Source organism: Streptomyces sp. NPDC107521 (genome assembly GCF_055598485.1).
Genome location: NZ_JBVKAT010000008.1, coordinates 227,135 through 242,497 on the forward strand (window position 1 = coordinate 227,135; position 15,363 = coordinate 242,497).

The window sequence follows — 15,363 nt, forward strand, 5'->3', positions numbered from 1 at the left end:
GAACGGGTCGTGTCCGGCTCGCGCGGACGCGCGGGGCCGTACCGGTACAACGCGCGGGGCGCCGGGGAGATTCCCGCGGGCCCGTGCCGCGCCGTCGCGACGATGGTCGCACGGTACGGGCCGTCTCGTCACCGTCTTATTTCCCCCCGTCGTCGGCGGCGCCCGCGGGCCTCCAGTCGGGGTGGCCGGGCATGGGCGGGGTCCTGTCGCCGTGGAGCCAGTCGTGGAGGAAGCCCTCCAGGTCGCGTCCGGCGGTGGCGGAGGCGAGGCGGACGAAGTCGGCGGTGGTGGCCGTGGAGTCCCGGTGCCGTGCCGTCCAGGCCCGTTCGAGCCGCTCGAAGGCCGGGGCGCCGATCTCCTGGCGCAGCGCGTAGAGGACCAGGGCGGCGCCGTCGTAGACGTTGCCGCGGAAGATGCCGATCTTGCTGCCGGACCGGGGCGGCTTGGGCGCGGCCGGGGGCCCGCCGGTGGCGCGCCAGCCGTCGGAGGCGCCGTAGGCGGCCCTCATCCGGGTCTCCAGGGGACGGCCGGCCGTCTCCTCCGCGTACAGGGCCTCGTACCAGGTGGCGTGGCCCTCGCTGAGCCAGAGGTCGGACCAGGAGCGGGGGCTGACGCTGTCGCCGAACCACTGGTGGGAGAGTTCGTGCACCATCAGCGACTCGACGTACCACTGGGGGTAGGCGGGCTCGGTGAACAGCTCCCGCTCGAAGAGGGAGAGCGTCTGCGTCTCCAGCTCGAAGCCGGTGGTGGCGTCGGCCATCAGGAGGCCGTAGGTCTCGAAGGGGAAGCGGCCCGCCTTCTGCTCCATCCAGGCGATCTGCCCGGGGGTCCTGGCCAGCCACGGCTCCAGTGCCTCGCGGTGCTCGGTGGGGACGACGTCGCGGAGGGGCAGTCCGTGCGGTCCGGTGCGGCGCACCACCGTGGAGCGGCCGATGGACACCTGGGCGAGTTCGGTGGCCATGGGGTGCCGGGTCCGGTAGGTCCAGGTGGTCGTGGCGCCGTGGCGGCGCACCCCGGCGGGCAGTCCGTTGGCGACGGCGGTGAGGCCGTCGGGAGCGGTGATCCGGATGGTGAAGCGGGCCTTGTCGGAGGGGTGGTCGTTGCAGGGGAAGACCAGGTGGGCCACGTCGGCCTGGTTGGCCATGGCGAGGCCGTCGGCGGTGCGCACCCAGCCGCCGGGGCGGTCCTCGGAGGAGACGGGGTCGCTGGTGTGCCGCACGGTGATCCGGGTCCGGCGGCCCGCGTCGAGCGGTTCCCGGGGGGTGACGACGAGGTCCTCGCCCGCGGTGGCGAAGGCGGCGGGGACGCCGTCGACCTCGACGGAGTCGACGGTCCCGTGGGCGAAGTCCAGGTTGAGGCGGTCCAGGCGCTCGGTGACGCGGGCGTCGATGACGGTGACGGCGCCGAGCGGCCGGCCGTTGTCCCCGGAGTAGGTGAAGGACAGGTCGTAGTCGGTCACGTCGTAGCCGGGGTTGCCCAGGTGCGGGTAGAGGCGGTCGCCGATGCCGAGCGGGACCGGCGGGGCGCTCGCGGCGGCCAGGGCCGCGCAGACGGCGGGGACGAGCAGGGCGGCGGCCCGCGGGCGGCGGCGCCGGCGGGTGCGCGTGGCCGGGGGCTGGGGGGTGTGCGGCATCCCCTACGGCTATCAACGCCCGCCCGCGGCGCGGCGCCGACGCGCACCGGGCACACCCGAACGGGTGGCCTCCGGCACGGTTCGCTCCGGCGCGCGAGCGGGGGCGCGGACTCCCGGGCTCTCCGGGCTCTCCGGGCTCCCCGGCTCCCGGCTCCCGGCTCCCGGCTCCCGGCTCCCGGCTCCCGGCTCCCGGCGGGAGCACACCGCGGGCCGGACGCGTTCCTGGGTGCGCGGGGCGACCGCCCGCGCCGGATCAGGTCCCCCCAGGGAGGCCGGTCCCCGATCCCCGGTCCCGGTACGCCCCGGGGTCCGGACGCCGGACCGGGAGGGGGCCGGACGCCGTGAGGGTCAGGCGCCGGAGGTCTGGGCCCGGGCCACGTCGAAGACGCCCGCGACCTTGCGCATGGCGCGCATGAGGGCGGGCAGATGGGCCGCGTCGGGGAGCTGGACGGTGTAGGTGTGGCGGACGCGCTGGCGGTCCGGCGGCTCGACGGTCGCCGAGACGATCTCGGCGCCTTCCAGGGCCATGGCCTCGGTGAGATCGGCCAGGAGATGGGGGCGGACGAACGATTCGGCGAGCAGGGTGACCCGGCACCCGGTGGTCTCCCCCCAGCGCACGCCGATCTCCGCGCGCCCGGCGCCGGTCATCCGCGCCACCCCCGGACAGCCCACGCGGTGCACGGTGACGACGCCGCCGCGCACGGCGAACCCGGTGACCTCGTCGGGCGGTACGGGAGTACAGCATCCCGCCAGCCGTACGGTGGCGCCGGGCAGGTCGACCAGGACCTCGGGCGCGGAGCGCGGGTCGGCCGGGACGGGCGTCCGCTCCCGGACCGGCGCGGTGCCGCCGGGCGCGGCGGACGCCGGGGCGCCCGGCGGTCCGGCGGCCGCGGACGGGGCGGCGGCGCCCGTCGCCCCGGCGGCCTCGGAGCGGGCGGCGAGGCGGCGCTGGATGGCGATGCGGGCGGTGGGGGTGTGGGCGTGCTCCAGCCAGTCCGGGCCGGGCTCGGAGGCGGGGTCCTGGCCCATCAGCAGGTGCACGGTGTCCCCGTCGCGCAGCACCGTGCTCATGGTCGCGAGGCGGCCGTTGACCCGGGCGCCCATGCAGGCGCGGGCGTCCTCCCCGTACTGGGCGTAGGCCGCGTCCACGCAGGTGGCGCCCTCGGGCAGGCCGAGGGTGCCGCCGTCGGGGCGGAAGACGGTGATCTCGCGGTCCTGGGCGAGGTCCTCGCGCAGGGTGGACCAGAAGGTGTCGGGGTCGGGGGCGTCGCGCTGCCAGTCGATGAGGCGGGAGAGCCAGCCGGGCCGGGTGGGGTCGGCGCGCTCCCCCTCGCCGCCGGAGGGGTCGTCGGCGGAGGGGGCGTAGGGGTTGCCGAGGGCGACCACCCCGGCCTCCGCGACCTTGTGCATCTGGTGGGTCCGGATGAGGACCTCGACGACCTGGCCGTCCTGCGGCCGGGCCACGGCGGTGTGCAGCGACTGGTAGAGGTTGAACTTGGGGACGGCGATGAAGTCCTTGAACTCCGAGACGACGGGCGTCATGCAGGTGTGCAGTTCGCCGAGGACTCCGTAGCAGTCGGCGTCCTCCTGGACGAGGACGAGGAGGCGGCCGAAGTCGGCGCCGCCGAGCGGGCCGCGTTTGCGGGAGACGCGGTGCACGGAGACGAAGTGCCGCGGCCGGATGAGGACTTCGGCGGTGATCCCGGACTCGCGCAGCACCCTGCGCATCTCGTCGGCGGCCTCGGTGAGCGGGTCGTGCGGGCGCGCCGCGTTGCGGGCGACCAACTCGTGGGTGTGCTCGTACTCCTCGGGGTGCATCACCGCGAAGACGAGGTCCTCCAGCTCGGACTTGAGGGCCTGGACGCCGAGGCGCTCGGCCAGCGGGATGAGCACGTCCCGGGTGACCCTGGCGATCCGTTCCTGCTTCTCGCGGCGCATCACGCCGAGGGTGCGCATGTTGTGCAGCCGGTCGGCCAGTTTGATCGACATCACCCGGACGTCGTTGCCGGTGGCCAGGAGCATCTTGCGGAAGGTCTCGGGCTCGGCGGCGGCGCCGTAGTCGACCTTCTCCAGCTTGGTGACGCCGTCGACGAGGAAGCGGACCTCGGCGCCGAACTGCTCGCCGACCTGGTCGAGGGTCACCTCGGTGTCCTCGACGGTGTCGTGGAGCAGGGAGGCGGTCAACGTGGTGGTCTCTGCGCCGAGTTCGGCGAGGATCAGGGTCACGGCGAGCGGATGGGTGATGTAGGGCTCGCCGCTCTTGCGCATCTGGCCGCGGTGCGAGGACTCGGCGAGCAGATAGGCGCGGCGCAGCGGATCGAGGTCGGCGTCGGGGTGGTGGGCGCGGTGGGCGTCGGCGACGTGGCCGATGGCGTCGGGCAGCCGGCCGCGCGCGGGATTGCCGAGGAGGGCGGCGCGGCCGAGGCGGCGCAGGTCGAGTCGGGGGCGTGTGCGGCGGCGGGGCGGTGAGGGAGCGACGGCTCCGACGGGCGTCACGGGACCTGGGCTCGCGGGATTCACGGCCTCCGCGTTCATGGGCACCTCCGGCTGCACGGACCGGCGGACGGGGCATCCCGGGGCGGACACGGCTCAGGGGATGGTGTCGATCCCCCGTCCGGGCCGGTGCTTGATGCTATCGAGCCCATCACCTACCGCCGACCGCCTCTCGCCGAGCGTGAAACGGATCACCCATTCGAGCGAAGGACGGAAGGTTTACGTTTTGGTACGGAGTGCCCCGGTCCGTTCCGCGGTTCACCCGCGGGGGCCCCGGACCGCCGCGAGCCACTCGGCGTCCAGCTCGCCCTCGGCGACGATCACGGCGGCGCCGGTCATCTCGATCTCGCCGTCGGGCCGCTCGGTGATCACCAGGGTGCCGCCGGGCAGGTCCACGGTGTAGGTCGCGGGGACACCGGTGACGGCGGGGTCGGTGCCGTCCCGGCGGGCGGCGGCGACGGCCACGGCGCACGCGCCGGTGCCGCAGGAGCGGGTCTCGCCGGAGCCCCGCTCGTGCACCCGCACGGCGACGTGGCGCGGGCCCCGGTCGACCACGAACTCGACGTTGACCCCGTCGGGGTAGACGGCGGCGGGCTCGTACGGCGGCGGGGAGAGCAGGTCGCCCGCGTGGCCCAGGTCCGCGACGAAGGCCACGGCGTGCGGGTTGCCCATGTTCACGTTGCGCGCGGGCCAGCTCCGCCCGCCGACGCTCACGGTGACCCCGTCCGCCGGGATCACGGCGCGGCCCATGCCGACGGTGATGTCGCCGTCGTCCTTGGCGATGTGCACGCGCTTGACACCGCCACGCGTGGCGAGCGCGAGGTCGCCCTCGGTGACGTGGCCGGCGCGCTGGAGGTAGCGGGCGAAGACGCGGACGCCGTTGCCGCACATCTCGGCGACCGAGCCGTCGCTGTTGCGGTAGTCCATGAACCACTCGGCCTCGGCGGCCATGGCCCGCGCCTCGGGGTGCGCGGCGGACCGCACCACGTGCAGCACGCCGTCGCCGCCGATGCCCGCGCGGCGGTCGCACAGGGCCGCGACGACGGACGGGGGCAGGTCGACGGCGTTCTCGGGGTCGGGGAGGATCACGAAGTCGTTCTCGGTCCCGTGGCCCTTGAGGAAGGCGATCCGCGTGCTCATTCCTCGATCGTACGGGGTGGCGGCGGCATCGCGACACGATCTCCGGCCGCCGCCTCCCGGGGCCCGCCGGGAGGGCGCCGGGCGGTCAGCCGCGCAGGCGGGCCACCCGCCACACGGCGAGGGCGACGACGACGGCGACCGCGACGGCGTAGGCGAGCATGATCCGCCAGTCGGCCCGGCGGCCGCTGCCGCGCGGGGGCACCCCGGGCCACGTGTAACCGACCCGGCGGGCGGCCATCATGCCCCACCCGGCCGCGCACGAGCAGATCAGCAGCCCGAGCATCGCGATCACCGCGCCGCTGTCGCCGAAGTCGAAGGCGAGCGGGAAGGCGAACATCAGGGACCCGACCGCCCCGAGGGAGACGATGGGCGCGAGCTGCCAGATCCGCAGCCGCCGCTGGGGGCGCAGCTCGACCTCGACCTCGTCGCCGTACATGGCGCCGGGTTCGGGACCGTCGGCGGCCACACCGCCCGGCAGCCCGTGCAGTTCGTCGGGACCGTCGGGGCTCAGACGGTCCCCCTCCGGCTCCGCTCCGCCGTGGTCGGCGGCCTCGTGCCCGGTACTCCGTGCGGTGTCGCGAGGGCCGGCCTCCATCGCCACGCGCCCTCCCCACTAGGACTCACATTGATCGATCGAGCACGATGATGGCACGGCGCCGGAGGCCGCGATGACGGCCTGAGCGTCCCGATGCCATCACGTGATCAGGCTGTAACCGGTCGTTCGACCAACGACAGGGCGAGGCGCGGAAGTTCCGTGCGGTCCGCCACGGCGCCGCTCAGCCAGTGCACCCGCGGATCGCGGCGGAACCACGAATCCTGGCGGCGCGCGAAGCGCTTGGTGGCCCGGACGGTCTCGGCCCGCGCCTCCTCCTCGCCGCACACCCCGGCGAGGACGGCGAGCACCTGCTGGTAGCCGAGGGCGCGGGAGGCGGTCCGGCCCTCGCCGAGCCCCCGCTCCCGCAGCGCGCGCACCTCGTCGACCAGTCCGGCCTCCCACATCCGGTCGACCCGGCGGGCGATGCGCTCGTCCAGCTCGGGGCGGGCCACGTCGACGCCGATCTGGACGGTGTCGTAGACGGAGTCGTGGCCGGGGAGGTTGGCGGTGAAGGGCCTGCCGGTGATCTCGATGACCTCCAGGGCCCGCACGATCCGGCGGCCGTTGCCGGGCAGGATGGCCCGCGCTGCGCCGGGGTCGGCGGCGGCCAGGCGGGCGTGCAGCTCACCCGAGCCGCGCTGCGCCAGCTCCTCCTCCAGGCGCGCCCTGACCTCGGGGTCGGTGCCGGGGAACTCCAGGTTGTCGATGGCGCCGCGGACGTAGAGGCCGGAGCCGCCCACCAGGACGGGCCAGCGCCCGGCGGCGAGGAGCGCGTCGATCCGCTCCCGGGCCAGCCGCTGGTACTCGGCGACCGAGGCGGTGACGGTCACGTCCCAGACGTCCAGCAGGTGGTGCGGGACGCCGCCGCGCTCCTCGGGCGTCAGCTTGGCGGTGCCGATGTCCATCCCTCGGTAGAGCTGCATGGAGTCGGCGTTGACGACTTCACCGCCGAGCTCCTGGGCGAGGAAAACGCCCAGATCGGACTTTCCGGCCGCCGTGGGACCGACGACGGCGATGACACGGGGGGTGGGGGGTGCGCTGCTCACTCCCCCAGTCTCCCAAACCTCCCGGCCTGCCCCCGATCGAGTTACGTGACAGGGCGCCACCGGCCTCGTTGCCCGTTGCGAGGTTTCCGCTCCCGGATCGCCGGGCGGCGGCCCGGTCACGCGTACGGAGGCACCGGACGCCCCGGGAGACCGCCCGCACGAGTAACGTATGGAGTTGACATGGGCGTTTTTGCACGACTCTTTCGGAGGTCGAGCGCCACGGAGGAGGCGTCGGCCGCCGAGGCCGGGTCCGGCACCCCGGTCCCCGGACGCGCGGCGGAGGAGGGCGCGGCGGAGGCCGCCGGGACGACCGGCGCGGACACCGTCGGGATTCCCCGGCAGCAGTCCGCCGGGGAGGCCGTCGACCATGAGGCGGACAAGGGCGCTCGTACGTAACCGCGTGGCGAGGGAAGGTCAACCATGGGTCTGATGGACAACTTCAAGGCCAAACTGGGTCCGGCGAAGGAGAAGGTCTCGGATCTCGCGCAGCAGCACGGGGACAAGATCGACGCCGGCCTCGACAAGGTGGCGAAGACGGTCGACGAGAAGACCAAGGGCAAGTACAGCGACCGCATCCAGACGGGTACGGGCAAGGCCAAGGAGGCCGTGGACCGCCTCGCGCACAAGGAGGCCGACGGCAAGGAGGCCCAGGGCGGCACGGGGGCGAAGCCGGACTCCGGCACCCCCGGTGACAAGCCCGGGTCCACCCCGTCGTCCTGAACGGCACGGATCACCCGGTGACCGCCGCTCCGGCGGCGGCCCCGGCGGACGGCCCGGAACCCCTCGGTTCCGGGCCGTCCGGCGTTCCGCCCACGGGGCGGGAGGGCGGGCGCGGTGACGGCCCGGTGGGCGGGGCGGGTCCGGTGGGCGGGGTCCGCCCGGGGGCGCGCGGTGTCGCCGGGTGCCCGGTGACGGCGGCCGGCCGTCGGGCCGGTGACGGCCGGGTCCCGGGCCCGGTCGCCGCGTCGTCCCCGTCCGGCCGGGAGAGCGCGGCCGGAGCCGGGCCCGGGGCGCCGGGCGCGCGCCCCGGGTCGCCGGAGCCCGGCCCGCGCACCGGCCGTGCCCGGGTCCGGGTCCGGTGCGGCGGGAGCGCGCGGTGCGCCGCCGGGCGGACGGGAGAGTGGCCGGGTGGGTGACGGCGGGGGCTACGACCAGGTGGCCACGAAGTAGCCCACCCCGTACGGGGCGTCCTCGTACAGGACGGTGCCCGCGAGGTCACCGTCCTCGGCGGCCCCCGCGAGGACCTGCCAGGGCGCCCGCCCGGAGACCTTCAGCTCCCGGGCCGTCCCCGGGTCCAGCGCGGCGAGCGCGGGTCCGTCCGCCGCCCCCAGCGCCCGGCCCGCCGCCGCGTCGAAGGGCTCCGCCCGTTCGTCGAGGTACCCGGGGGCCTTGAGGGTGCGGCACGCGCTGCCGTCGCCCAGCACGAGCAGGGCGACGCGGTCCGCGCGTGCGGCGAGGTCGCGGCCCAGCCCGGCGCACCGCGCGGCCGTCAGCTCCTCCCCCACCGCGAGCCCCTCCACCGGGGCGTCGGTCCGGCCGGCGCGGCCCAGCAGCCAGGCGCCCACGGCGAGCCCGTACGGCAGCGGACCGCCCCGCGGGGTGCCCCGGTCGCGGCCGAGCCGTACGTCCAGGCCGACGCCGAAGCCGCGGAACGAGCCCCGGGCGCCCTCGGGATGGGTCACGGGCTCCGCGCCGTCCCCGGGGCCCACGACCACGAGCAGGCCGGGCCGGGCGGCGGCGAGCACGCCCAGGGCGTCCGCGCACGCGGTGCGCGCGTCCTCCAGCTCCGGTGCGGCACCCGCGGCGACCTCCGGGACGAGGAGCGGCGGACAGGGGCAGACTGCGGCGGCGACAAGCATGACCGGCAGCGTAGCCCCGTGCCCGGGGGGCGGGCGGCGCGCCCTCCGGCCGGCGGCCCGAACGCCGCCGGGGCCCGCCGCCCGCCACCGGAGCCCGCGGCCCACAGCGCTCCCCCGACGGACCCGGAGGACCCACGGCGCACGGAGCGCCCCGCGCGGCGAACGCCCGGCAGCGGCCGGGCGGGCGGGCGGCAGCGGGCCGGGCGAGCGGGCGGCAGCGGGCCGGGCGGGCGGCAGCGGGCCGGGCGAGCCGGCGGAGGGAGCCGAGCCAGGACCATCCAGGGGGGTGGCCGGCCGCCGGACGACGCCGGATCCGCCCGTGACACTTCTGCCGCCGTGCCGCACCATCCCGGAGAGGCGCTCGGGACGGTCCCCCGCGGGCTGCCGGAAGGCCGTCCCGCGGTCTACCGGCCGTCACCCGGGCCCAGCACAATCTCCCGTATGACGACCACCACGGGCGCGCCTCCGCCCACGCACGGCATTCCGGTCGCGCTCGCCCGGGGTGTCCTGACCGGTGGCGTGGCCGGGGCGTCGCTCGCCGCGCTCGTCGTGGGCGGGATCACGGAGAACGCGCCCCTGTTCGTCACGGGACTGGTACTGCCCGCGGCCCACGGGCTGCTGTCGTTCCTCGCCGGTGCGCCGAGGCGCGCCCGGGAGGCGGCGGTCGTGCCCCGCACGGCGCTCGCGGTGATCGAGAGCCGGGAGGCTGTCGGGGGCGGAACGAGCGAGGTTCCGGTGCGGTTCGGGCTCGCCGTCGTACCGGACGACGGGCCCGCGTACCGGGTGCAGATCACGCAGGACATCAACCTCATGGACCTGCCCGACCACCGGCCGCGCGGCGTCGTGGTGGTCCGGTACCCGCCGGACCGGCCGTGGCGGGCGCGGATCGTCGAGCGGCCGACGCCGGAGTGGCAGGACCGGGCGGCCTCGGCCCGCCTCGGCCCGGTGCCCGGAACGGCCGGAGTCGCCGCGCCCCCGGAGGGCCGTGCCCCCGGCTTCGTCGTACCCCTCGGCCTGCTGCTCGGTGCGGCCGCCGTGGTCCTGCTCTTCCGCGCGGACCTCTCCGGCCGGGACGGCGGGCCGAAGCCGCCCTCGGCCGCGCGGCCGTCCGTCTCCTCCACGTCGTCGACCACGGTGGTCTCGTCGGCGTCCGCGACCGTCGCCCTGGGGCCGGGGCGCTCGTTTCTCGACCGGGGCGAGCTGGGCCGGGCTCTGGATTCGCTCACCGAGGAGGGGGACACCCGCCGGGCGCTCACCGTCGTCGTGCAGGAGCGCCTGCTGTCGGTCGTCTTCTCGCCGACCGGCACGCGCACCCCGGGGTTCGACCCCCGCGCCTTGCCCCACGATCGCCTGTCCGCCCTGGTGAAGGAGGCCACCACCGCGCTCGGGGGCGGCTCCCCGCACACCTGGCGGATGACCGCCGACCGGCTCACCGGCTCCCTCGTCATCAGGGTCGTCGTGACCGGGGACGGGGGCACGGCGTCGCTGGAGGCGGACGGACGGGGCAGGGTGGCTCGGCACGCGTCCGCACACTGAGGCGCCCGGGGACGGGGACCACGTCTTCCGCGGGCGAGGGGGATGCTCGGCGCCGCCGAGGCGGTGGGCTGCCGAAGGGGCAGGAGGAGGGACGGATGGACCTGCACGGGTATCTGGTGCTGTGGTGCGGCGTGTTCGGCGCGGTGGCGCTGATCGGATACGGGAGGTCACTGGCCGGGGTGACCCGGGCCCAGCGGACGGTCCGGGTGACGGGGCGGATCGAGCGGGTCGGGGAGCCCCGGCACGGCAGCTCCCCGAAGGACGGGATAGCCGTGGTCGTCTCCTTCCGGGACCCTGCGACCGGGCAGGAGTTCACGGTCACCAACGACGGCGGGTGCGGCGAGAGGATCGGCGTGGCCTGGACGGGCCGGGAGGTCGGGATCCACTACCCGCGCGGCAGGCCCCACGCCTTCCGGTTCGCCGACCACCCCTCCGGGGGCGGGCGCGGACTCGGCCCGCCGACCTTCGCGCTCCTCCTCGTCTACGCCGGTGCGGTCACCGTCGCCGCGATCGACCGGGGCTGGCCGTGGGCGCTGCTCGGCCTCTGCGGGCCGTGGGCCCTCTCCGGCGTGTACCACCTGCCCGGGAACGTCCGCGACCGGAACCGCCGTATCGCCGCGCTGGACGGCATGGCCGCCGTACCGGGCCGTGTCGTCGCCGTGCTCAGGAGCGTCACCGTCGACGACGACGGTCACACCTCCACGCATCTGGTACCGGTCGTCGCCTTCACCACCCTCGACGGCAGGGACGTCACGGCCCACTGCGCGTCCGGACTGCCGGACCCCGCCGGATCGCGGGGCAGGGACGTCACGATCCACTACGCCCCCGACGACCCGGCGGTCCTCGTCCTGGACGTCGAGGCCGAACGCCGGTCCTGGAAGTGGGACATGGCCGTCAACGTCGTGGGGGTCCTGGTCGTGGCGGCGGCGGCCGCGGTGGGCATGGTCCTGCTGTGACGCGGGGGCCGGGCCGTCCTCCCGCCGTGGGGCCGAGGCCGTCCTGTCCGCGAGGGGCGCGCCTTCGGCGGTTTCCGTGACACCCGGACTCACGGCACCGGCCCTGCCCGGTCCCGCCCGAGGACTGCCCGGGCCGGGCTCGGCGACCGCCCGGCCCGGCCGCCGGCTCCCCCGCTGGAGTCGGCAGGTGAACCACCGGACGCTCGCGGCCCGCCCGCTTCACGGCGCACCCCGGGGGCGGGCCGGGCCGGGGCCGGGTGACGGGCGGACCGGGCGGACCGGTGGTACTCGTCCTCGAAGGAGGCGGTGGCGCGGACGGTGCCCTTCCGGCCGTCCGGCCGGGGGCACGCCGTGGTCCCCACCCCGCCCGGCGGCGGGTGGCGGCCGTTCCCGGCCCGTCGGACCGCGCGGCGGAGGCGGCCGGGGGCCGGGAGCCGGGAGCCGGAGGCAGCGTGGGGCGGCCCGGGTGGCGGGGGCAGCCCGGGGGCGGGTGACGGCCCGGGGGCGGCGGGTGGCCGCCCGTCGGTCAGTCGCAGCCGCAGCCGCCCGCCGCGGCCGGCTGGGGCGCGGGGGCCCCGATGCCCGGCAGCCCGAGCATCACGCCCTTGGGCCCGGCCTGCTCGGCGGCGTTGCGCTTGGCCCAGGCGTCGCCCGCGCGGGTGCGGCGCACCTCCAGGACGTCGCCCTCGGCCAGCAGGTGGTGCGGGGCGGCGTAGGTGATCGCGACGGTGACCACGTCACCGGGGCGGACCTCCTGGCCGGGCTTGGTGAAGTGCACCAGGCGGTTGTCGGGGGCGCGGCCGGACAGCCGGTGGGTGGCTCCGTCCTTTCGGCCCTCGCCCTCCGCGACCATCAGCTCGACGGTGCGGCCGACCTGCTTCCTGTTCTCCTCCCAGGAGATCTCCTCCTGGAGGGCGACCAGGCGCTCGTAGCGGTCCTGGACGACCGCCTTGGTGATCTGGCCGTCCATCCCGGCGGCCGGGGTCCCGGGCCGCTTGGAGTACTGGAAGGTGAAGGCCTGGGCGAAGCGGGCCTCGCGGACGACGTGCAGGGTCTGCTCGAAGTCCTCCTCGGTCTCGCCGGGGAAGCCCACGATGATGTCGGTGGTGATCGCCGCGTGCGGGATGGCGGCCCGCACCTTCTCGATGATCCCCAGGTAGCGGTCCTGCCGGTAAGAGCGGCGCATCGCCTTCAGCACCGGGTCCGAGCCGGACTGGAGCGGCATGTGGAGCTGCGGCATCACGTTGGGCGTCTCGGCCATCGCGGCGATCACGTCGTCGGTGAAGTCGCGGGGGTGCGGCGAGGTGAAGCGGACGCGCTCCAGGCCCTCGACGGCCCCGCAGGCGCGCAGCAGCTTGCCGAACGCCTCGCGGTCGCCCATGTCGGAGCCGTACGCGTTGACGTTCTGGCCGAGCAGGGTGATCTCCGAGACGCCCTCGGCGACCAGGGCCTCGACCTCGGCGAGGATGTCGCCGGGACGGCGGTCCTTCTCCTTGCCGCGCAGCGCCGGGACGATGCAGAAGGTACAGGTGTTGTTGCAGCCGACGGAGATGGAGACCCAGGCCGCGTAGGCGCTCTCGCGCCGGGTGGGCAGCGTGGACGGGAACGCCTCCAGGGACTCGGCGATCTCGACCTGCGCCTCCTCCCGCACGCGGGCGCGCTCCAGCAGCACCGGCAGCTTGCCGATGTTGTGCGTGCCGAAGACCACGTCCACCCAGGGCGCCCGCTTCACAATGGTGTCGCGGTCCTTCTGCGCCAGGCAGCCGCCTACCGCGATCTGCATGCCGGGGCGGCTCGCCTTCCGGGGGGCGAGGTGGCCGAGGTTGCCGTACAGCTTGTTGTCGGCGTTCTCGCGGACGGCACAGGTGTTGAAGACCACGACGTCGGCGTCGCCGTCCGAGCCCTCGGGGGCGCGGACGTAACCGGCGTCCTCCAGCAGTCCGGACAATCGCTCGGAGTCGTGGACGTTCATCTGGCACCCGTAGGTGCGTACTTCGTAGGTCCGGGGGGACGGGACGTCCACGGCAGGGCTCCGGTCGGTGCTGACGGTCATGCGGACAAGGGTAGGCCGTCGCGGTGACCCCGGCCGCCGCCAGGAGGGGCGGCGGCGCCCCGGGCCCCTCCGGTCCGGCCGCGCAGCCCCCGACCGCCCCCGGACCGCCGCCGGACCGCCGCCGTCGGGGCGCCCGTCCTCCGGCCGGGGCCGTCAGGGCTCGATCAGACCGGCCCGGATCGCGTACCGGGTGAGTTCCAGGCGGTCGCGGACGCCCAGCTTCTGCAGGAGGTTGGCGCGGTGCCGTTCCACCGTCTTGGCGCTGATGAAGAGCAGTTCGCCGATCTCCTTGCTGGTGTGGCCCTCTGCCACGAGCTTGAGGATCTCCTCCTCGCGCTCGGTGATCGGCCGCTCGGGCAGCGGGCCGCCGTCGCCCCGGTGCAGCCGCTCCAGATAGGAGCGGACGAGGGCGCGCTCGGCCCCGGGGTAGATGAACGGTTCGTCGCGGACGGCCGCCCGGCACGCCTCGACCAGATCCCGGTCCGCGACCGACTTGAGGACGTACCCGCAGGCCCCGGCCTTGAGCGCCTCGAAGAAGTACTGCTCGTTGTCGTACATGGTGAGGATCAGGATGCGCAGCTCGGGGAGGCGGCGGGAGAGTTCACGGGCCGCCTGGAGCCCGGTCATGCGGGGCATGGCGACGTCGAGCACGGCGAGGTCCACGGGGGTGGCCCGCGCCGCCGCGACGGCCTCGGCGCCGTCACCGGCCTCGGCCACGACCCTCAGATCGGGTTCGCCGTCCAGGATCAGCCGCACCCCCCGGCGTACGAGGGTGTGGTCGTCGGCGAGCAGGACGCGGATGGGGGGTGGTGCGGTCATCGGGGTCGTTCTCCGGTCGGTTCTCCGCCCGGGGGTACGCCCGGGGGCCCGAGCCCGGCACCGGCGGCGGCACCGGCGCCCGTGCGCGCTTCGCCGCCGACGGCCCCGGCTCCGGTACCGGCCGTCGCGGCGGCCGGGTCCGCCGGGACGGCCGCGGGGGCGGACTCCCCCGGGGTCCGGTCCGGCGCGGCAACCGGGGGCGCGGGCAGGCGCAGCAGGACGTCGGTGCCCCGGCCCGGGGCGGGCCGGAGGTGCAGCTCGGCGCCGATCAGCAGGGCCCGCTCCCGCATGCCCCGGATGCCGGTGCCCTCGGGGGCCCGGCCCGTACCGACGCCGTTGTCGCGGACGAGCAGCTCGACGCCGCCGCCGGGCAGCGCGCTCAGGCGCAGCTCCGCCCGGTCGGCCCCGGCGTGCCGGACGGTGTTGGTGAGGCCCTCCTGGGCGACCCGGTAGACCACCAGCTCCGCCTCGGAGCTGAGCGGGGGCAGATCGCCGTGGACGTGGTGGCCCACGGTGAGGCCGTGGTGGGTGAACTCGGCGGCCAGCGAGCGCAGGGCGCTGGCCAGCCCCAGTTCCTCCAGCACGCCGGGCCGCAGCCGCCGGGCGATGCGGCGGATCTCGTCCAGACCGGCCCGGGTGGCCTCCTGGGCGAGCGAGACCTCCTCGCGCAGGTCGTCCGGGACCCGGTCGGCCACCCGCTTGAGCTGGAGCAGGACGGCGGTCAGGGTCTGGCCGACCTCGTCGTGCAGCTCCCGGGCGATGCGGTGCCGCTCGCGCTCCTGGGCCTGGAGCGCCCGGCCCGGCCCGGCGGCGCGCTCGGCCTGGAGGCGGTCGAGCATCGTGTTGTAGGTGGCGATCAGCTCGGCGGCCTCCGCGGGCCCGGACACCTCGGGGCGGGCGCCGGGAACCAGCAGGTCGGCGGTGCTCATGGCGCCGCCGAGCCGGCGCAGCGGGACGAGCCCGAGGCGCAGGACGACGGCGTTGCCCACGAGCAGGGCGGTGAGGCCGACGAGCAGCGCCAGCGCCTCGTGCGCCATGGTCGGGGTGGACACGGTGACGGGGCCCATCAGCAGGGCGGTGGCGACGACGAGGCCGACGGCGTTGAGCGAGAAGATCCGCCAGAACAACGACACGGTCCTCTTCCCGCTCCTCCCGGATTCCGCCCACGACTCGGCCTCCGTCAGCCTTGTCGACCGCGGCCCGCTGCGTATATCCGTCACGACACCCATATCG

General features: G+C 75.9%; 13 protein-coding genes. 4 read left to right on the forward strand and 9 right to left on the reverse strand.

Annotated elements, in window-relative coordinates; genetic code table 11:
- Positions 1–136 precede the first annotated feature (136 nt).
- The 5 genes from ACZ7LB_RS15280 to miaA form a co-directional block, all read right to left on the reverse strand.
- Positions 137–1,633, reverse strand: a complete 1,497-nt coding sequence (locus ACZ7LB_RS15280; protein ID WP_471468402.1) for a M1 family metallopeptidase — start codon at positions 1,631–1,633, stop codon at positions 137–139.
- A gap of 348 nt (positions 1,634–1,981) precedes the next feature.
- Positions 1,982–4,168, reverse strand: a complete 2,187-nt coding sequence (locus ACZ7LB_RS15285; RefSeq protein ID WP_471468404.1) for a RelA/SpoT family protein — start codon at positions 4,166–4,168, stop codon at positions 1,982–1,984.
- 216 nt (positions 4,169–4,384) lie between these two features.
- On the reverse strand, positions 4,385–5,266 hold the full coding sequence (gene dapF, locus ACZ7LB_RS15290) for a diaminopimelate epimerase (RefSeq protein ID WP_471468405.1): 882 nt from the start codon (positions 5,264–5,266) through the stop codon (positions 4,385–4,387).
- Between the two features lie 85 nt (positions 5,267–5,351).
- A complete protein-coding gene (locus ACZ7LB_RS15295; RefSeq protein ID WP_471468485.1) occupies positions 5,352–5,861 on the reverse strand; it encodes a hypothetical protein in 510 nt (169 codons plus the stop codon).
- A gap of 107 nt (positions 5,862–5,968) precedes the next feature.
- Positions 5,969–6,907 carry a tRNA (adenosine(37)-N6)-dimethylallyltransferase MiaA gene (gene miaA, locus ACZ7LB_RS15300; protein ID WP_471468407.1) on the reverse strand — a complete coding sequence of 313 codons (939 nt, stop codon included), beginning with the start codon at positions 6,905–6,907 and terminating at the stop codon, positions 5,969–5,971.
- Positions 6,908–7,087: 180 nt separating this feature from the next.
- Between miaA and ACZ7LB_RS15305 the strand changes: the two genes are divergently transcribed.
- Together ACZ7LB_RS15305 and ACZ7LB_RS15310 are read left to right on the forward strand one after the other, a co-directional pair.
- Positions 7,088–7,303 (forward strand): hypothetical protein, encoded by a 216-nt coding sequence (locus ACZ7LB_RS15305; RefSeq protein WP_161228614.1) that lies wholly within the window; start codon positions 7,088–7,090, stop codon positions 7,301–7,303.
- Between the two features lie 24 nt (positions 7,304–7,327).
- Positions 7,328–7,627 (forward strand): antitoxin, encoded by a 300-nt coding sequence (locus ACZ7LB_RS15310; protein WP_471468409.1) that lies wholly within the window; start codon positions 7,328–7,330, stop codon positions 7,625–7,627.
- 425 nt (positions 7,628–8,052) lie between these two features.
- Here the strand turns inward: ACZ7LB_RS15310 and ACZ7LB_RS15315 are convergent, their stop codons facing one another.
- Positions 8,053–8,766, reverse strand: a complete 714-nt coding sequence (locus ACZ7LB_RS15315; RefSeq protein WP_471468411.1) for a class III extradiol dioxygenase subunit B-like domain-containing protein — start codon at positions 8,764–8,766, stop codon at positions 8,053–8,055.
- Between the two features lie 441 nt (positions 8,767–9,207).
- On the opposite strand from ACZ7LB_RS15315, the gene ACZ7LB_RS15320 reads away from it, so the two are divergent.
- A complete protein-coding gene (locus tag ACZ7LB_RS15320) occupies positions 9,208–10,302 on the forward strand; it encodes a hypothetical protein (protein WP_471468413.1) in 1,095 nt (364 codons plus the stop codon).
- Between the two features lie 95 nt (positions 10,303–10,397).
- On the forward strand, positions 10,398–11,258 hold the full coding sequence (locus ACZ7LB_RS15325; protein ID WP_471468415.1) for a DUF3592 domain-containing protein: 861 nt from the start codon (positions 10,398–10,400) through the stop codon (positions 11,256–11,258).
- A 526-nt stretch (positions 11,259–11,784) separates the two neighbouring features.
- On the opposite strand, the gene miaB is transcribed toward ACZ7LB_RS15325, so the two are convergent.
- The 3 genes from miaB to ACZ7LB_RS15340 form a co-directional block, all read right to left on the reverse strand.
- Entirely contained in the window at positions 11,785–13,311 is a 1,527-nt protein-coding gene (gene miaB / locus ACZ7LB_RS15330; RefSeq protein ID WP_471468417.1) for a tRNA (N6-isopentenyl adenosine(37)-C2)-methylthiotransferase MiaB, read from the reverse strand.
- Between the two features lie 153 nt (positions 13,312–13,464).
- Positions 13,465–14,130: a response regulator gene (locus tag ACZ7LB_RS15335; protein WP_161228608.1), complete on the reverse strand. Its 666-nt coding sequence runs from the start codon at positions 14,128–14,130 to the stop codon at positions 13,465–13,467.
- A complete protein-coding gene (locus ACZ7LB_RS15340; RefSeq protein WP_471468419.1) occupies positions 14,127–15,359 on the reverse strand; it encodes a HAMP domain-containing sensor histidine kinase in 1,233 nt (410 codons plus the stop codon). Before ACZ7LB_RS15340 ends, ACZ7LB_RS15335 begins: the two co-directional genes overlap by 4 nt.
- Positions 15,360–15,363: the final 4 nt, after the last annotated feature.